14 protein-coding genes and 1 other RNA gene (1 of these 15 only partly in view) are annotated in these 17,780 nt (G+C 55.1%); 8 read left to right on the top strand and 7 right to left on the bottom strand.

Annotated features, from left to right (window positions below):
• Positions 1-285: 285 nt before the first annotated feature.
• The 5 genes from V7680_RS03660 to V7680_RS03640 form a co-directional block, all read right to left on the bottom strand.
• A complete protein-coding gene (locus V7680_RS03660; RefSeq protein ID WP_335651936.1) occupies positions 286-1,911 on the bottom strand; it encodes a putative bifunctional diguanylate cyclase/phosphodiesterase in 1,626 nt (541 codons plus the stop codon).
• 283 nt (positions 1,912-2,194) lie between these two features.
• The gene (gene ndk / locus V7680_RS03655; RefSeq protein WP_335651935.1) at positions 2,195-2,617 is read right to left on the bottom strand and encodes a nucleoside-diphosphate kinase; all 423 of its coding nucleotides are present in this window, start codon (positions 2,615-2,617) and stop codon (positions 2,195-2,197) included.
• Positions 2,618-2,703: 86 nt separating this feature from the next.
• On the bottom strand, positions 2,704-3,210 hold the full coding sequence (locus V7680_RS03650) for a hypothetical protein (protein ID WP_335651934.1): 507 nt from the start codon (positions 3,208-3,210) through the stop codon (positions 2,704-2,706).
• A 105-nt stretch (positions 3,211-3,315) separates the two neighbouring features.
• The gene (locus V7680_RS03645) at positions 3,316-3,753 is read right to left on the bottom strand and encodes a DNA polymerase III subunit chi (protein WP_335651933.1); all 438 of its coding nucleotides are present in this window, start codon (positions 3,751-3,753) and stop codon (positions 3,316-3,318) included.
• A gap of 42 nt (positions 3,754-3,795) precedes the next feature.
• A complete protein-coding gene (locus V7680_RS03640; protein ID WP_335651932.1) occupies positions 3,796-5,253 on the bottom strand; it encodes a leucyl aminopeptidase in 1,458 nt (485 codons plus the stop codon).
• 328 nt (positions 5,254-5,581) lie between these two features.
• Between V7680_RS03640 and V7680_RS03635 the strand changes: the two genes are divergently transcribed.
• From V7680_RS03635 to rsmA, 4 genes are all read left to right on the top strand, one after another.
• Positions 5,582-7,735: an LPS-assembly protein LptD gene (locus V7680_RS03635; RefSeq protein ID WP_335651931.1), complete on the top strand. Its 2,154-nt coding sequence runs from the start codon at positions 5,582-5,584 to the stop codon at positions 7,733-7,735.
• 113 nt (positions 7,736-7,848) lie between these two features.
• A complete protein-coding gene (locus V7680_RS03630) occupies positions 7,849-9,198 on the top strand; it encodes a peptidylprolyl isomerase (RefSeq protein ID WP_335651930.1) in 1,350 nt (449 codons plus the stop codon).
• Entirely contained in the window at positions 9,198-10,205 is a 1,008-nt protein-coding gene (gene pdxA, locus V7680_RS03625; RefSeq protein ID WP_335651929.1) for a 4-hydroxythreonine-4-phosphate dehydrogenase PdxA, read from the top strand. Before V7680_RS03630 ends, pdxA begins: the two co-directional genes overlap by 1 nt.
• Positions 10,202-11,029, top strand: a complete 828-nt coding sequence (rsmA, locus tag V7680_RS03620) for a 16S rRNA (adenine(1518)-N(6)/adenine(1519)-N(6))-dimethyltransferase RsmA (protein ID WP_335651928.1) — start codon at positions 10,202-10,204, stop codon at positions 11,027-11,029. The genes pdxA and rsmA overlap by 4 nt, the downstream gene beginning before the upstream one ends.
• On the opposite strand, the gene V7680_RS03615 is transcribed toward rsmA, so the two are convergent.
• A complete protein-coding gene (locus V7680_RS03615) occupies positions 11,026-13,131 on the bottom strand; it encodes a malate synthase G (RefSeq protein WP_335651927.1) in 2,106 nt (701 codons plus the stop codon). The genes rsmA and V7680_RS03615 overlap by 4 nt on opposite strands.
• 457 nt (positions 13,132-13,588) lie before the next feature.
• Between V7680_RS03615 and V7680_RS03610 the strand changes: the two genes are divergently transcribed.
• The 4 genes from V7680_RS03610 to V7680_RS03595 all read left to right on the top strand — a co-directional run bounded on the left by V7680_RS03610 (position 13,589) and on the right by V7680_RS03595 (position 17,394).
• Positions 13,589-14,797: a hydrolase gene (locus tag V7680_RS03610; protein WP_335651926.1), complete on the top strand. Its 1,209-nt coding sequence runs from the start codon at positions 13,589-13,591 to the stop codon at positions 14,795-14,797.
• The gene (locus V7680_RS03605; protein WP_335651925.1) at positions 14,794-15,804 is read left to right on the top strand and encodes an arginine N-succinyltransferase; all 1,011 of its coding nucleotides are present in this window, start codon (positions 14,794-14,796) and stop codon (positions 15,802-15,804) included. The genes V7680_RS03610 and V7680_RS03605 overlap by 4 nt, the downstream gene beginning before the upstream one ends.
• Positions 15,801-17,063 carry an N-succinylarginine dihydrolase gene (locus V7680_RS03600; protein ID WP_335651924.1) on the top strand — a complete coding sequence of 421 codons (1,263 nt, stop codon included), beginning with the start codon at positions 15,801-15,803 and terminating at the stop codon, positions 17,061-17,063. The genes V7680_RS03605 and V7680_RS03600 overlap by 4 nt, the downstream gene beginning before the upstream one ends.
• A gap of 100 nt (positions 17,064-17,163) precedes the next feature.
• Positions 17,164-17,394: a hypothetical protein gene (locus V7680_RS03595; RefSeq protein ID WP_335651923.1), complete on the top strand. Its 231-nt coding sequence runs from the start codon at positions 17,164-17,166 to the stop codon at positions 17,392-17,394.
• A gap of 141 nt (positions 17,395-17,535) precedes the next feature.
• On the opposite strand, the gene ssrA is transcribed toward V7680_RS03595, so the two are convergent.
• Positions 17,536-17,780: a transfer-messenger RNA gene (ssrA, locus tag V7680_RS03590) on the bottom strand (it continues 103 nt past the right edge of the window).

The following is a 17,780-nucleotide window of genomic DNA, read 5'->3' as shown; positions in this document are numbered from 1 at the left end:
TGGTTATCCCTGCCACCTCTGCCATGGCTGGATTCACGGGCGCTACAACCGGAAGAATTCCGATTATTAGTAGCCAGAACAGAAAACGCAATTTTGTCATCGGCGCCCGCGGCTTACGAAAGTATTCATTTTCCCCACCGCAAAAGCGCTAGCCCATCATCCTTTACGCAACGTAAACAGACGTATCAGCAATTGGCTGGAACGAAGCATGAAGCTATATTTTCCGGCATGAAATATTCGTATCAAAGGCCAGTCAGGTCGTTGCGGTGTCGCATCCTGCCGCTATCAGACCGCTTTTCTCGAAAATTTCTCAAGACTATTCTGGGTCGGGACCGACTTGGCGCCTTCTTCACGGTATTCGACTTCACTTTCGGAGGCGGGCAACGCGATCTGGGGGAGCAATTTTATCAATTCATCCTTTGACGTCGGCCGACCGTAGAGCCAACCCTGTCCATCCGTGCATCCGATCTTATCAAGATATTCCCGCATCTCGACGGATTCGATTCCTTCGGCCGTGATCGGCACATCCAATGACGCTGCAAGAGATGTAATCGAGTTCACAATCGCAGCGCTTTCCTCATTTTCGAGCATTGAGAAAACGAAACTGCGGTCAATTTTGATGCGATCGAACGGGAAGGATTTTAACTGTGTCATGGAGGAATATCCCGTCCCGAAATCGTCCAGAGATATCCTCACACCCAATGCCTTCAGACTTGTAATTGTGCTGAGCACTTGCGGCGTATCTTCAAGCAGGCTGCTTTCCGTAATCTCCAGTTCCAGCCGTTGCGCCGGGAACCCAGTTTCGGTCAAAAGCTTCATGATCCGCTTGTCCAGTGTCGGATCGGTCAACTGCACGGGTGATATATTTACCGCCAGAATGAGCGAGTGGTCCCAATCCTTGGCGTCGACAAATGCCTGACGCATAACCGAAAAAGACAGCGCTGAAATCAATCCAGTATTTTCAGCTAGAGATATAAAATCTGTCGGCTCGATCAATTCTCCACTCGGATGCCTCCATCGCGCCAGAACTTCAAATCCCACGAGATTGGAGCCTCGAATAGCATATTGCGGTTGATAGAATGGCACGAACTGGCCCTTGGGGATGCCTTCCCTGATTTCAGTTTCCATTTTATAGCGATGTTGCACTTCGACTTCCATCGTGTCTTCGAAACACGAGATACGTTCTCCTCCGGCTTTTTTCGCGTGGTACATCGCGATATCGCTCCGCCGGAATACATCCGCGATGTTCGAGCCGGACTCAATTTGTACATAAATGCCAATCGACGCACTGATCCTTGTTATGCCTCCCCCAACCGAAGCAGTTTTCCAGAGGGCCTTTTGGATCTTCTTGGCGATGGCGAGTGCATTTTTCCGGTTGGCGGACTCCTCACAGAGCAAAATTGCAAACTCGTCACCTCCAAGCCGTGCGCACTCGCTGTTGTCTGGAGTAGACAGTATGAGGCGCTCGGCCACTGCCGCTAGCAATTCGTCTCCAGCCAAATGCCCATACAAGTCATTGACCTTTTTGAAGTTGTCGAGGTCCAAAGTTATCAGGGAAATATTGTCACCGGCACGCAATTTTTGTTCAATTTTATCGGATATGCCGGGGCGATTCAAAAGGCCCGTAGCGTAATCCTTGACCGCGACGGTATCGACTTTGCGCTGCGCTTCAATGACGGCCTTCGATTGCAATGAGAGCACGTGGGATCCTCGCCAAATAAGCAATATCAGGGCGATATTGAGGAGAAGTGCCGCGCTTAAGCTCTTGTCCAAAATAACTTGAGCACCAAATATTTTTGCGCTCGCGATCGGCAAAAGCCAGCCGCTCAATCCAATGAAGACTGCAATGGCGCCACATAGAGCGGTTATGATCAACAGATTTGACCGGCGCGGTGAATTTGGTTCGGACACCCCAGTTACTTCCATTTCTAATTACCCCACTAAAGAAATGCACCTTTATCAGGGCACAGTTTCGATATGATTAAGGTAGAATTCACGGGCCTGATCAGGCCGGGCACAGTTCGCAACTGAGAAGCTAGTCGTCTGGGCCGCTAGCAGATCGACAGCAGCCAGGCATATAGTATCAACTTAAAAAATCTACCTGACCCCACGAAGCGCGCCATTCCCCAACAAAAAACGCCCGGTCACAATATCTGCAACCGGGCGCCTTTATGCGAAATATGCTGTGTCAGGCTTAGCCTACGATTTCGTCTTCGTTGAAGAAATAAGCGATTTCGATCGCTGCATTCTCGTCGCTGTCGGAACCGTGCACGGTGTTTGCTTCGAGGCTTTCGGCCAGTTCCTTGCGGATCGTGCCCGGAGCAGCATCAGCAGGGTTGGTCGCGCCCATGATGTCGCGATTGGCCTGCATCGCATTTTCGCCTTCGAGCACCTGAACTACACAAGGGCCGCTGATCATGAAGTCAACCAGCTCGCCGAAGAAAGGACGTTCGCTGTGCACTGCATAAAAGCCTTCGGCTTGTTCTTTGCTCATGTGGATACGCTTGGAAGCGACAACGCGCAGTCCTGCCTCTTCCAGCATCTTGGTAACAGCACCAGTGATATTGCGACGGGTAGCGTCAGGTTTGATGATTGAAAATGTCCGTGTCACGGCCATGATAATGCTCCATAAATGTAGGGATAGTCAAAAGTTGGGCCGCCCTTAGCCGCTGCATCGGGGCAAGGCAAGGTTTCGATTGAAAGCTAGCTGGCGCTGCTGGCTACAATCGTCGCAATCGTGCGGCCATCGGGCGATTTGGTTACGGAGACATGGACCCCCTCACCGCTTGTCCGTTCACCGCTGATCGTCTGCTTGTCGCCGGAGCTGATCTCTTTTTTGAAACCGATACCCTTGTTTTCCAATTCCTTGCGATAGAATTCCATGACATCTTCTACGCTATCACTGGTCGTAAAAACCACCATCGCGCCGGATTTTCGCTCGTCAACGCCCGCCACGCTGGTCTGGATATCGGCGCCGGGATAAAGCTGGATATCCATCGGCAAATCCACGACTGCCTTGTCGCCCATTGCGATCCGAACAACACCTTCGTCGGCCTTAACGACCGCTTGGCTATTCGCTTCATCTCCGGTTGCGGAATAGCTTCCGTTTCCAACGTCGCCGTTGTTGAATGGTCCTGCAGCCATTTCTTCGTCGCCGCTCCCGCAGGCAGCAATCGCTAGACTCAGAGGCAGGACAATATATTTGTGCATCGGGAAAGCTCCGAAAATGGTGACGCGACCGGTTCGCGACATACGGGACAATCCCGACCAGTGCAAACCCGACCATGCAAATCGCCCTGCATTAAGCGAGCCGGATCAGGGGCCCTCTACCCAACGTCCACCATGCTGCTTCCAATAGCGCGGGGTGACGGCATCATTAGCGGTCAATTCCCGCCAGACAGTGCGCGCATGATCGATTTGGTCGGCGGTGAACAGAAAAAAAGCGCGCTCGAAATCCAGAGCTTCTTCTCGCCACAAGCCATCGGAGAGGATGATATAGGGCGCTCCGTTCGCCGGCTGACACTGATCGGAAACCAGGATCGGCTGATCGGCCTGGTGCTGTGATCCGGCAAAATCATGGGCGAGGAAGCTGGTCGGCTCGTCGCTCCACAAAGCGTTGCCGAGTGCGACACAACTCCGCTCATCCTGCGCCAGCAGCAATATTCTTTTCCCAACATCCAGCGACTTGCTCGCCAGCATCGGTACAAGCTTTTCCGCCGGATCCCGTGTCAGATGATAAAAATCAACGCGCACCGCGGCACCTCTGGATGAGAATTCCGCATGTTGGTAGCAAGATCAATCTTCGAAATTGTCGGCGACATATTGGTTGAGCAGACGCACGCCATAGCCGGTGGCACCTTTTTCCCAAACAGAACTGGGTTTATCAGCCCATACCATGCCCGCGATATCGAGATGAGCCCATTTTACGCCATCCTTGACGAACCGTTTGAGAAATTGCGCTGCGGTAATCGACCCTGCACCGCGCGGTCCGACGTTTTTCATGTCGGCAATTGGCGAATTGATCAGCTTGTCATAAGCTGGGCCAACCGGAAGACGCCAAAGCGGGTCACCGGACTCCTTGCCGGCATCAATCAGGTCTTCGGCGAGACCATCATCATTGCTGAAACAGCCGGCATGTTCATTGCCGAGCGCGATGATCATCGCGCCGGTCAATGTCGCGAGATCAATCATGACTTCCGGTTTAAATGTTTCCTGTGTCCAGTGCATCGCGTCGCACAATACCAGCCGTCCTTCGGCATCGGTGTTTATCACTTCGATGGTCTGGCCGTTCATGCTGGTCACCACGTCTCCGGGACGCTGTGCCTTGCCGTCCGGCATATTCTCGACCAGCCCGCAAACACCGACGACGTGGGCCTTGGCCTTGCGCCCAGCGAGCGCTTTCATGGTTCCGGCAACCGCTCCGGCGCCACCCATATCCCATTTCATTTCTTCCATACCCGCGCCCGGTTTCAATGAAATACCGCCAGTATCGAACGTCACACCCTTGCCCACGAGAGCGAGTGGTGTCTTCTGGGCACCATTGGTTCCGTCCCAACGCATCGCCAGCAACCGCGGAGGCCGCTCGGAACCTTGGGAAACGCCAAGCAAAGCGCCCATTCCGAGTTTTTCCATTTCATCCCAGCCAAGAACAGTGAACTCGACACCCAGTTCTTTCAATTCCTCGCAACGAGCAACAAAGCTTTCAGGATAGATGGCATTCGCCGGTTCAGCTACCAGTTCACGAGTGAGGGCAACCCCGTCAGCGACGGCGGAAAGATCCTGCCAGGCTTTGGCGGTTGCCATATGCTGATCAACGACGGTGATTGTCTTGAGCGTTACCTTTTGCTTTTCTGGCATGGTCGTCCGGTATTTATCGTGCCGCCAGCTGCGCAATTTTGCACCGAAGAGCAGCCGAGCCAGATGTTCCTCGTCCAGACCGGAAGGATCGATGGCGACGTGCTTGGCGCCGGACGCAAGAATCTTGGCTATCGCCGAACCGCCGGCAGCCTCGGCGTTCTTCGCTTTGCCTTTGCCCAATCCCGTCAACACTACCCGTAAGAGTTTACCCGCCTCGGTTACAAAAACTTCAAATACCTCGCCCGGTTTTCCGTCAAACCGTGCTGCTTTAGCCGCGGCTTTAACCGTATCAGCTTGCTCCAACTTAAGCTCAAAATCGTTTAGCCCGTCCGTATTGATAGCAAATATAATTGCATCAGCATCGGTGGGTCGGTCATTGGCAAAATTGAAATTCATCTGGAAACTGTCCCTATTTTCTGTTGTGAGGGGTGGATAGCCTCAATGGATCACTGGTCAGTCCGACTCGTCCGTCGGTGGCCCAGCATTTATCACGATTGGGCACGTTGCTGCACGGTCTAGGTTTTTTGGTCAAGTCACTGTTCATCAGAAACTGTCAAAGAAAATTTGCAGACAAGGCGATCTGGTGCAATAGGCGTTGGAAAGCTGGACGGAGTGATATTAGAAACTGTCCAAAGTGGGGCTAAATAGCAGGTTAACCCAGTCGATGAAATCTTCCCCCGCCCTTTTTACCTTATTCTTGGCTGTAGTGACGCCAGCTTCGGCAATGGCGCAATCGCAAAGCGATGCCGCCGCAGCCGTGGATCAGCAGAACGATGAAATCGAATTCCAGGCCGATACGATCGACTATGATTTCGAAAACGATATTGTCACCGCCGAGGGAAATGTAATCCTGAATCGCGATGGTTATAAATTGCGCGCTAATCAGGTTGTGTGGAATCGGAAAACCGGCCTGGTTGTCGCGGAAGGCAATATCCGGTCGACCAGCCCCGATGGCGACGTTGCTTATGGCGACCGGATCGAGCTGACCGATAGCTTGCGCGATGGAGCCGTTGATAACCTCTTGCTTGTTCTCGAAGACGGCAGCCGATTGGCCGCAAACAGAAGCGAGCGCTTTCCCGACGGCACGCTGGAACTCCATAATGCAGCCTATACCGCTTGCGCGGTCACGACCGAGGACGGATGCCCCAAAAATCCGAGCTGGCAAATCAAGGCTGTGAAAGTGATCTATGACCCGGTCAAGAAGCGTGTAAAATATGAAGGCGCCCGGATAGAAATTTTCGGATTGCCCGTCATACCGCTGCCTGGTCTGTCTCATCCCATTAGCGACGAGAACCGCAGTGGTCTTTTGGTTCCCGACGTCAAACTGGACACTGTGAACGGCCTTGGACTTACAGTACCTTATTATTTCAGCATTGCACCCAATCAGGATGCCACGGTCACCGCACAGATATTTACAGATGTTGCGCCGCTGATCAGTGGTAATTATCGCAGCCTCGACGAGAAAGGCGCGTTCCAACTGACCGGTTATGCGACTTATGGGTCGCGCATTCCGACAGGTGCCTCGCAAATTTCACCCAATACCGAAAACGACTTTCGCGGCTATTTTGCGACGAACGGACGGTTTCGGCTCGACGACAAATGGTCTGTTTCGCAATCGGCCCGCATCGCTTCGGATCGTACGTTCCTGAGACGCTACGACATCAGCGACGATGACACCCTTCGCTCAACGATCAACCTCGAGCGGATCAGCGATAGCAGTTATTTCTCGTTGGCCGGATGGGCATTTCAGACATTGCGGGTGAACGATCCGCAAAACCGCGTTCCAGTCGCCTTGCCGGTGATCGACTATCGCAAACGGTTCAACGATCCGATCCTTGGCGGACGACTGCAAATCCAGGCCAACAGTCTGGCAATAGGGCGGAGTGAAGGTCAGGATACACAACGTGCATTCGGATCGGTTCGATGGGACTTGAGGAAGCTCACCGACTGGGGGCAAGAAATCACCTTCACCGGCTTTGCCCGCGGCGATGTTTATCATAGCGATGACAATGCGCTCAACGAGACTGCGATTTACCGCGGCCAAGCCGGCTGGCAGACACGCGCAATAGCTACGGCTGCGGTCGATGTGAAATGGCCGTTCATTGGCGAGGCCTTCGGCGGTACACAGACGATCACACCCCGCTTTCAGGTCGTCGCGACGCCGGGCCTTGCCAATCTCTCGGTTCCCAACGAGGACGCGCGCGCCGTTGATCTGGAAGACAGCAATCTTTTCGCGCTCAACCGGTTCCCCGGCTATGATCGTTATGAGGACAATGTCCGGGCCACCTATGGACTGGAATGGGAAATCAATCGCCCCGATCTGCAGGTTAACATGATCGTCGGCCAGAGCTATCGGCTGGAAAATAACAACAATATCGTTCCGGAAGGCACCGGGCTATCCGATCGTTTTTCCGATATCGTCGGCCGCACCAATGTTCGGTTCAAGGATATCGTAAGATTTACCCACCGATTCCGGCTCGACAAGGATAATCTTGCTGCACGGCGCAACGAGATTGACGCGACAGTCGGCACCAAGGGTACTTACGCACAAATTGGCTATTTGCGTCTGAACCGTAATATCGGACCGGAGCTGGAAGACCTCAGAGACCGCGAAGAAATACGCATTGGGGGTCGCTATCAGATCGATCAATATTGGTCCGTTTTTGGCTCCGCGATCGTCGATTTGACTGATCGTAGCGAGGACCCGATTTCGGTCGCTGATGGTTATGAACCGGTGCGACACCGCCTTGGGGTGGCTTATGACGACGGCTGTCTTTCCATGGGCGTGACATGGCGTTACGACTATGAAGATACCGGAGACGCGCGGCGCGGCAGTACTTTTCTGTTCCGGCTGGCCTTGCGCAATCTGGGCGTGTAAAGGAATTCCAAACGGGTTAACCCGCTCATATTGGGTTCAGCAGGTGATTGCTATCTGTTGCATGAAATTTACTCTTAGTAGTTGAGAAGATACAAGAAATGAATTTATTGAATATGAGAATCCAGGGATTCAAGACCAAGGCGACGCTGGTTGCGGCGCTTGCGATTGCAGGAGCTTCACCGTCAGTTAGTCAGACGGTCGGAGACGCTTCGCTACCGCAAACCGGACTGAATATTCCCGATGAATTGACCCTATTTGGCAAGAATGACCCCAACGTTCGCCGCGCTACGGCGATTGTCAACGGAGACATTATAACCGGGACCGATGTCGGCCACCGCCTCGCCTTGATCGTTGCGGCCAATGGCGGCGAAGTTTCCGACGAGGAGAAACAACGCTTACGGCTTCAGGTGTTACGAAATCTGATCGATGAGACGCTGCAAATTCAGGAAGCCGCGGCCAATGAAATCTCGATCACCTCGGAAGAAGTCGAATCGACTTTCCGCCAAGTAGCCCAGCAGAATTTCAAGCAGGATATCGGCGCGTTCGATCAATATCTGCGGACTCAAGGCTCTTCCACCGATACGCTGAAACGCCAGATCAAAGGCGAATTGGCATGGAACCGCCTGTTGCGCCGTAACATCCAGCCGTTCATCAATGTCGGCGACGAAGAGGTAAACGCTATTATCGAACGCTTGAACGCCTCCAAGGGTACTAGCGAGTTTCGTATCGGCGAAATCTACATGTCGGCGTCTCAGGAGACCGAAGCGCAAGTTACCGAGAATATGCGCAAGATATTGGAACAGATCAGGGCCGGCGGCTCGTTTGTCGCATATGCCCGGCAGTTTTCGGAAGCTTCGACTGCCGCAACCGGCGGTGACCTAGGATGGGTTCGCCCTGCCCAATTGCCGCAAACCCTTGGCGATGCCGCCGAGCAGATGCAAGTGGGGCAAGTAGTTGGGCCAATAGAGGTGCCGGGTGGTTTTTCGATCCTTTACCTGATCGATTCACGCCAGGTTCTGACGGCTGATCCTCGCAACGCACTGCTCAGCCTCAAACAGCTGGCAATAAGTTTCCCAGCAGGAACCACCGATTCGCAAGCAGCGGCAAAAGCCGAGAAGTTCGCTGTAGCAACGCAAGCCATCAAGGGCTGCGGCGCAGCCAACGAGGTTGCCGCTCAACTGGGTGCCAGCGTGGTCGACAACGATCAGGTCAAACTTCGCGACCTTCCAGCAGCGCTGCAAGGAACGATTGCGGAATTGCAGATCGGTCAGGCAAGCCAGCCATTTGGTTCGGTTGAAGACGGCGTTCGCGTCCTTATTCTGTGCGGACGCGATGATCCGCAATCCGCTTCAGCGCCGTCTTTTGACGCGATCATGTCTCGCTTGGAAAATGACCGCGTTAACAAACGGGCCCAGATTTATCTGCGTGATCTGAGACGCGACGCCATCATTGAATATAATTAATGGCGGAGTGGACCGCCAAACCTTTTGCCATCTCGTGTGGCGACCCAGCAGGGGTGGGACCTGAAATCATCGGCAAGAGCTGGCAACGGCGCGTAGAAGCGGGACTGAAACCGTTTTTTGCCATCGGGAATTTTGCCGATTTTGAAAATCTTTCGGGCGTTCCTGTTCAGAAGATCGAGCAGCCGATGCAGGCCGGTGAAACATTCGACAAAGCATTGCCTGTGTTCCACATCCATGAGGCCGCTGCCGCTATTCCGGGAGAGGCGACCATGGACGGCGCACAATGTTCTTTGCACGCGCTCGAGATTGCCTGCGGACTAGCGCGTTCCGGAGACGCCGGAGCAATCATCACTGCGCCAGTCTCCAAAACCCAACTTTATAAGGTCGGCTTCCGCTATCCGGGTCAGACGGAGTTCGTTTCGGAGCGTTGCGGAATAGCTAGAGAAAATGCCGTAATGATGCTGGCGGGACCATCGTTGCGGGTTGTTCCCATGACCACCCATATCGCACTGAAAGACGTCCCCGAGCAATTGACCACGCGACTTATCATCGCTCGCGCCCGCGCTGCAGAGAAGGCGATGATCCGCAATTTCGGGATAGACAAGCCCCGCATCGCAATATCCGGACTCAATCCTCATGCGGGCGAGAACGGCAATCTCGGCGACGAAGAGCAACGGATCATGCAACCGGCGATTGACGAATTGCGGCTCGAAGGCATGGACATAACCGATCCGATGCCCGCCGACACGATGTTCCACGAAGAAGCGCGGATCAAATATGATATCGCGCTCTGCCCTTATCATGACCAGGCATTGATACCCTTGAAGACCCTGCATTTCTTCGACGGGGTGAACATGACCCTGGGCCTCCCGATTGTCCGGACCTCTCCGGATCATGGCACCGCCTTCAACATCGCCGGGCAAGGCATTGCCGATCCGCGATCGATGATTGCGGCGATCCAGATGGCGGCCACCGCCGTCGCCAACCGACAGATCCACGACCATTGAGCCAGCATATCGTCCTGCCTCCGCTCAGGGAGGTCATCAAGAAATACGGCCTGACCGCGAGCAAGGCGCTAGGCCAGAATTTCCTGTTCGACATGCAGCTTCTCAAACGGATCGCTGCGGTTCCCGGCGACCTTGACGGCCAGTCCGTCTTCGAAGTCGGCCCCGGCCCTGGCGGTTTGACGCGTGCCCTGCTGCAGGCCGGCGCGAAGGTAACCGCAGTCGAACGGGACGAACGCTGTGTTCCGGCCTTGACCGAATTGTCCGATTTTTTCCCCGAACAACTGAGGTTGATCAACGACGATGCGCTGGCGCTGGATCATGGCAGCCTGTTTGACGGACCGTTTCATATCGTTTCCAACCTGCCCTATAATGTCGGCTCGGCGCTGCTGATCCAGTGGCTGTCTGCACCGCAATGGCCGCCGCAATGGGCATCTCTGACCTTGATGTTCCAGCGCGAAGTTGCTGACCGCATCGTCGCAGCGCCGGGATCGAGCGCTTATGGCCGCCTCTCAATCCTCGCCCAGTGGCGTAGCACGGCCAAGCTGGCCATGACGGTCCACCGCTCCGCCTTCACGCCCCCGCCGAAGGTGATGTCGGCGGTGGTCCATCTTGTCCCCAAGGCACAGCCCGAAGGCGTTGATTTCGCCAAGCTGGAAGTCCTGACGCAAACCGCGTTCAGCCAGAGGCGAAAAATGCTCCGTCAAAGCCTCAAGAAGCTGCCCGGTGGCCTCGAAGCGCTGGAACAAGCCGGTATTGACAGTCAACGCCGGCCCGAGACCCTCGCCGTTTCCGAATTTGTCGAACTAGCCAGACTACTTTCCTAACCAGCCGCTTTCAGCTTCCGGCGATAAGCGTGCAACAATGGCTCTGTGTAGCCGCTTGGCTGCTCGACACCCTTGAACACCAGATCGCGAGCCGCCTGAAACGCCAGACTGTCATCCGGATTCGGTGCCATTGCCTGATATAGTGGATCGCCTTCATTCTGTCCGTCGACCTTGGCCGCCATCCGCAGCAACGCGGCATCGACCTGCTCTGCCGAACAGACGCCGTGCAGCATCCAGTTGGCCATATGCTGCGATGAAATTCGCAGCGTCGCGCGGTCTTCCATCAGGCCGACATCGTTGATGTCCGGAACCTTGGAACAGCCGATGCCCTGATCAATCCAGCGCACGACATAGCCCAATATGCCCTGGGCATTATTGTCCAGTTCGCGCTCGATTTCAGCGTCCGACCAATTATGGCCATCTGCCAACGGGATGGTCAGCAATTTGTCGAGCGGTGCAATTCCGTCAGCCGCCACTTCTTTCTGCCGGTCAAATACATTGACCCGGTGATAATGGATCGCGTGCAATGTCGCAGCCGTCGGGCTCGGCACCCAGGCGGTATTGGCACCAGTCATCGGATGACCGATTTTCTGCTCCATCATGTCGGCCATCATATCGGGCGCGGCCCACATGCCCTTGCCGATCTGCGCCTTGCCGGACATGCCGCAAGCCAGACCGATGGCGACATTGCGCTGTTCATAAGCGGTGATCCAGTCGCTCTTCTTGATTTCGCCTTTGGCCAGCATCGCACCAGCCTGCATCGAGGTGTGGATCTCGTCGCCGGTCCGGTCGAGGAAACCGGTATTGATGAAAACGACCCGGTCCTTCACCGCATGGATACAGGCAGCCAGGTTTGCCGACGTGCGGCGTTCTTCGTCCATCACGCCCACCTTGATCGTGTGACGGTCCAGCCCGAGCAGGTCTTCCACCGCATCGAACAGATCATTGGTAAAACCGCATTCTTCCGGCCCGTGCATCTTCGGCTTCACGATATAGATCGAACCGGCGCGGCTGTTGCGCAATGCGCCCAGTCCCTTGATATCGTGCATCGCGATCAGACTGGTGAACACGCCGTCGAGCAAACCCTCTGGCGCTTCCGAACCATCGGCGAGCAGCACCGCCGGATTGGCCATCAGATGGCCGACGTTGCGGACAAACATCAGGCTTCGGCCCGGCAGGGTGAATGGTTTGCCGTCCAGATCGACATAGTCGCGATCCGGATTTGCCTTGCGTTCGACTGTCCTGCCGCCCTTGTCAAAGGATGCGTCGAGATCGCCGCGCATCAGGCCAAGCCAGTTGGTATAGGCCAGCACCTTGTCTTCGGCATCGACGGCGGCAACGGAGTCTTCCATATCAATGATCGTGGTAAGCGCGGCTTCCATCAGAACGTCGGCGATATTGGCGGGGTCATCCTTGCCAATGGGGTGCGCAGAATCGATCACGACTTCGACGTGCAGGCCGTTATGTTTGAGCAACAGGGACTGGCCATTCCGTCCAACGAGTTGCGACGGATCGGTCAACGCAGGCTCACCACCGGCAAAATCAGCCCATGATCCTGAGGACAGAGGAAAAGCTTCATCGAGAAAGGCCTTGGCCGCCTTGACCACATGCCCACCGCGTTCCGGATCGTAGCCGCCCGGTTTAGCTGGCGGAGCGTCCAGAGCATCGGTGCCGTAAAAAGCATCATAAAGACTACCCCAACGTGCATTGGCCGCATTCAGAACGAAACGATCGTTAAGCGAGGGCACCACCAGTTGCGGTCCTGCCATGGTCGCGATTTCAGGATCGACATTTTCTGTCTTGATCGCAAAAGCTTTTGGTTCTTCAACCAGATAGCCAATGCTTTTCAGAAACGATTGATATTCGCTTTGATCGATTGGCTGGCCTTTGTGCTCAATATGCCAGGCATCTATCTGTGCCTGCAGCTTCTCGCGCTTTGCCAATAGTTCCGCATTGTGGGGAGCGAACTTACCAAGCAGATCCGCAAAGCCCTGCCAGAATTTTGCGCCATCTACACCGGTTCCCGGCAAGGCGCGGTCATTCACAAAATCAAACAATTCCTGTGCGATCTGGATATTGTTCTGACTGACATATTCGGACATAGTTCTTCCTCGTTCAAATGCATTTTTTTGCAGCGTACAGAGTGCGCCGCAAGTTTTCAAAATTTTCCGGGGAGGAATCGCAGCCGTCTATGGAGGCTCTTTTTCGCCCTGTAAATGGGAGGGATAAACGAGAGAGCGAAAAGGATTGTCCCGGAAACGAACTTTACACACTTTACACTGTTATAGAAAATTTTGCTTTTCTTGCGGGTGTTTAAAAAGAACCGCAGGAAACACATTGAAATTCCATCAACTCTTGCTCGGAGCCTCTATTTTCGCAAAAGCGCGATTCAATTAGGATATTGCTCTGGCACATGACTGATACTCCTTCGCGGAAGAGGGCAACGCGTCCACTGGCGGACCGATATCGGGACAGTAGTGATCCGGGCTGGTGTAGGACAGCGTTTTCCGGATAACTGAGCGGGTGGTATGGGCTCGTGACAAATGCTATCGGTTTCAGATGAAAGCAGATTCCTTCTCGATAAAAGAAACGCTGGATCGGGCGACCAGCCTGCCCTTGCTGCCAAGAACCCTGACATGGGCCAACACCAACAGCGGCACTACCAACCTGGAGGGGCTCAAAAGCGTTGCTGCGATGCTCGCGGATGCCTTTTCTGCGCTGCCGGGTGATGTAGTACTGATCGATCCCGCACCGGTCGAAGCGGTGCGTGCGGATGGTAGCGTTGACCTCGTTCAGCGCGGCCAGCATCTGGTGGCGTCGGTCCGTCCTGAAGCAGCAGTCCGCATCTTGTTGACCGGCCACATGGATACCGTTTTTCCTGCCGACCATCAGTTTCAGCAGATCGTTGAGCTGGAGAGTGGTATATTGAATGGCCCCGGGCTCGCCGACATGAAGGGCGGAATTTCGGTCATGCTCGGCGCGCTGCAATTGCTTGAGCAAAGCGAATATGCCAGCCGGATCGGCTATGATGTGATGATCAACAGCGACGAGGAAGTCGGTTCCGGATCGTCAGCAGCGCTGATCGAGCGGCTGGCTAAGGGCAAAATCGCGGCGCTGACCTATGAACCCGCCCTGCCCGACGGCACGCTCGCCGGGGAACGCGGGGGCAGCGGCAATTTCTCGATAATATTCACCGGCAAGAGCGCCCATGCAGGTCGCAATCCGGACGAAGGTCGCAACGCATTGATCGCGGCAGCGGACATGGCGCTGCGACTGAAGGCGCTCCATCGCGAAGGCCTGAGCGTGAACCCGGCGAAGATCGATGGCGGCGGTCCCAATAATGCGGTCCCCGAGCACGCGATCCTGCGGGTAAACTTCCGGCCAAAATCGCTCAAGGATCAAAGCGATGCGCAAGCTGCGCTCGACGAGCTGGTTACGACGATTGCCCGTGAACATGATCTTGGCGTCCATTGCCATGGCGGCTTCGGTCGCCCGCCTAAGCCGATCGATCCTCAGGCACAGAAGCTTTTCGGGCTGGTCAAACAATGCGGCGAGGATCTGGGTCTTGATATCAACTGGCGCGGCACCGGCGGGGTTTGCGACGGCAATAACATCGCCGCTTGCGGTGTCCCGGTGGTAGATACTATGGGCGTCAGAGGCGGAGCAATCCACAGTTCCGACGAATTCATGATAGTAGAAAGTCTGGTTGAACGGACGCAATTATCGGCGCTGACAATCATGCGGATTGCCGAAAAGGGAGGATTATGAGTTTCCGGATACGCGCAGCGCGGGTCGACGACCTGCAGCATCTTTACGAAATGGCGAAACTGACCGGCGGCGGCTTTACAAATCTGCCTGCCGACCGTGACTCGCTGACCCAAAAGCTGGAGCGATCCGAACGCGCCTATCAGAGCGATAGCAATTCGCATGGCGACGATCTGTTTGTCATGGTGCTGGAAAATGTCGAAACCGGCGCCGTGCGCGGTACTTCGCAATTGTTCACCAAAGTGGGACAAACATGGCCCTTCTATTCCTATCGCCTCAGCACTCTATCGCAAACCAGCAAGGAACTGGACCGGACGTTCAGCGCCCAGATGCTGGGCCTGGTCACCGACCTTGAAGGCGCAAGCGAAGTCGGCGGCCTTTTTCTCCACCCCGGCGAACGCGCCGGTGGTCTCGGCATGTTGCTGGCCCGCAGCCGCTACCTGTTCATCAAGGAACATCGCGACCGGTTCGGCGACAAGATTTTTGCCGAACTGCGCGGGATCATTGACGAAGCAGGTGGATCGCCCTTCTGGGATGGCCTCGCTGGCCGTTTTTTCGGCATGAGCTTTCAGGAAGCCGATTATTTCAACGCCATCCACGGCAACCAGTTCATCGCCGATCTGATGCCCAAACATCCGATCTATACGGCTATGCTCAGCGAATCCGCGCGTGCCGCAATCGGCATCCCGCATCCAAATGGCCGCGCCGCGATGCGGATGCTGGAGAATGAGAATTTCTCCTACGATGGCTATGTCGATATATTTGACGGCGGCCCGACGATGATTGCCAAGACCGATGACGTAACCAGCATCCGCAATTCCAAATCCGCAAAAATCACCGCTCTCGCCGAAGGCGGAACGAAGGTGATTATTTCGCACGGCAATCTGGGTGATTTCCAAGCTACCTATGCCATGCTTGACGAAAATGATGACGGCGTGACGATTGATGAACAGGCAGCAACCAATATCGGCCTCTCGGTCGGTGACATAATCCGGTATATCCCGAGATGAGCACGCTGGTCGAGATCAATTTTGACGGCATTATCGGGCCGAGCCACAATTATGCCGGACTGAGCGTCGGCAATATCGCTTCTTCGACCAATGCCGGAGAAACCGCCTATCCGCGTGAAGCGGCCTTGCAGGGCATCGCCAAGATGCGCCACAATCTCGATCTTGGGCTGGCACAGGGTTTCTTCATGCCGCTGGATCGGCCGAATATCGGCTGGCTGAAAAGCCTGGGTACGACGGTCGATGATGCCGAGGCGCATATCCGTGCGGCATCCTTTTCCGCGTCCTCGATGTGGGCCGCCAATGCCGCGACCATTTCGCCTGCACCCGATGCACCGGACGGCAAATGCCATCTCACCGTCGCCAATCTGCAGACCATGCCACACCGCAGCCATGAATGGCCGGGAACGCTGGCGCAGTTGAAACTGGCTTTTGCCAACGGAGAATATTTCTCGGTTCATGCTCCGGTGCCGTCGCCATTTGGTGACGAAGGAGCGGCCAATCATATGCGGCTTTGTTCCACCCATGACGCCGCCGGTGTCGAGATTTTTGTCTATGGCAAGAGCGGCGGTCCGTTTCCTGCCCGCCAGCATATCGAGGCGAGCAAGGCGGTGGCCCGGAAACATGGCCTCGACCACGACCGCGTGATTTTCGCGCAGCAGGCCGAAATCGCCATAGCGGCCGGTGCGTTCCACAACGATGTCGTCGCAGTGGCCAATGAGCGGGTGTTGTTTACCCATGAACAGGCATTCGAACAGCCCGAAGCGCTATATGGCGCGATCCGGAAAGCGATGCCGGATGCCGAAATTGTCATCGTTCCAGCCAACAAGGTCAGTCTGGAAGACGCGATTAAATCCTATCTTTTCAACGCGCAATTGGTGACACTTCCGGACGGGGCTGGGATGGCGCTGATCCTGCCGACCGAAGCGCGCGAGAATGATGCTGTCTGGAGCTATCTGACCGATCTGGTTGCCGGCAATGGCCCTATCCGCAAGCTCTGCCCGGTCGACGTCCGGCAATCGATGGCCAATGGTGGCGGTCCTGCCTGCCTGCGCTTGCGCGTCGTTGCCAACCCCGAGGCGGTAGACCAGCGGTTCATGGCAACGCCGGAAAAGCTTGAGGAGATTGCCAAAGTGGTGGCCGAATATTGGCCGGAAGCGATCAATCCGGATCAGCTTGCTGGTCGTGAACTGGTCGGCGCCATCAGCAAGGCGCGACACAAATTGCTCGAAATTTGCGGATTGACCGAGCTCGACCGCTAGCTGGCCCTTTCAAATGTCGGATTAACTTACAGTTTACTATATTTTACCGTGAGAAACGTCGCATTTCTGCGATTGGCACGGTGTTTGCTATTAGAATGGCATGTGGAAAAAATTCAAACGGCTGTTCATAATCAAAACCAAGTTCGAGGCTTTTCTCATCACCTATGCCCTCGCCACCGGCGCGGTTGCCCGGGGTCAGGATTATCTGATCCAATATCCCGGATGGGGCGGAAAAATGCTGTTCCTGGCTGCGACCGGCGCGGTCTTCATGGCCGGTGCCAAGATGATCGAAGCGATCGAACTGCATCGGGTTTACGGCTCTGAATATTGATCGCCGAAACCGCCGACATAGCTCCAACAGCGCCGCCAAATAGCGCGCAAGTCTGACATCAAGCTCCCGGCCGATTACAGCTATTCTGCCTTGCAATGGGTAAAGTGGAAGGCTTCTGTTGCCCGGCGCCTTCCAAACCGCTGAATTCCCTTCTGTTGCCCGGTGGGTTCAACCGCGCGTAGCTTTCTAACTTATGACCGTGAGGTCATTGGGTTAGGCAGCGATAGCGAGTGCTTCATTATCATTTGCACTTATAGGTTTTGAGCAATCACGGCATACTCAGGCCGGGCAAAAATAACGTTTTTGAACACCCGTCGATCCTAATTCGGCCCCATCAACAAAAGCGTCCTGCATTGCTGCAAATCGCCTGAAATGGTGGAGCCGCC

This window comes from Parasphingorhabdus sp., assembly GCF_036963705.1.
Taxonomy (GTDB): domain Bacteria; phylum Pseudomonadota; class Alphaproteobacteria; order Sphingomonadales; family Sphingomonadaceae; genus Parasphingorhabdus.
The sequence above is the reverse complement of the archived record's forward strand: the minus strand, read 5'-3'. Positions and strand labels throughout refer to the sequence as shown.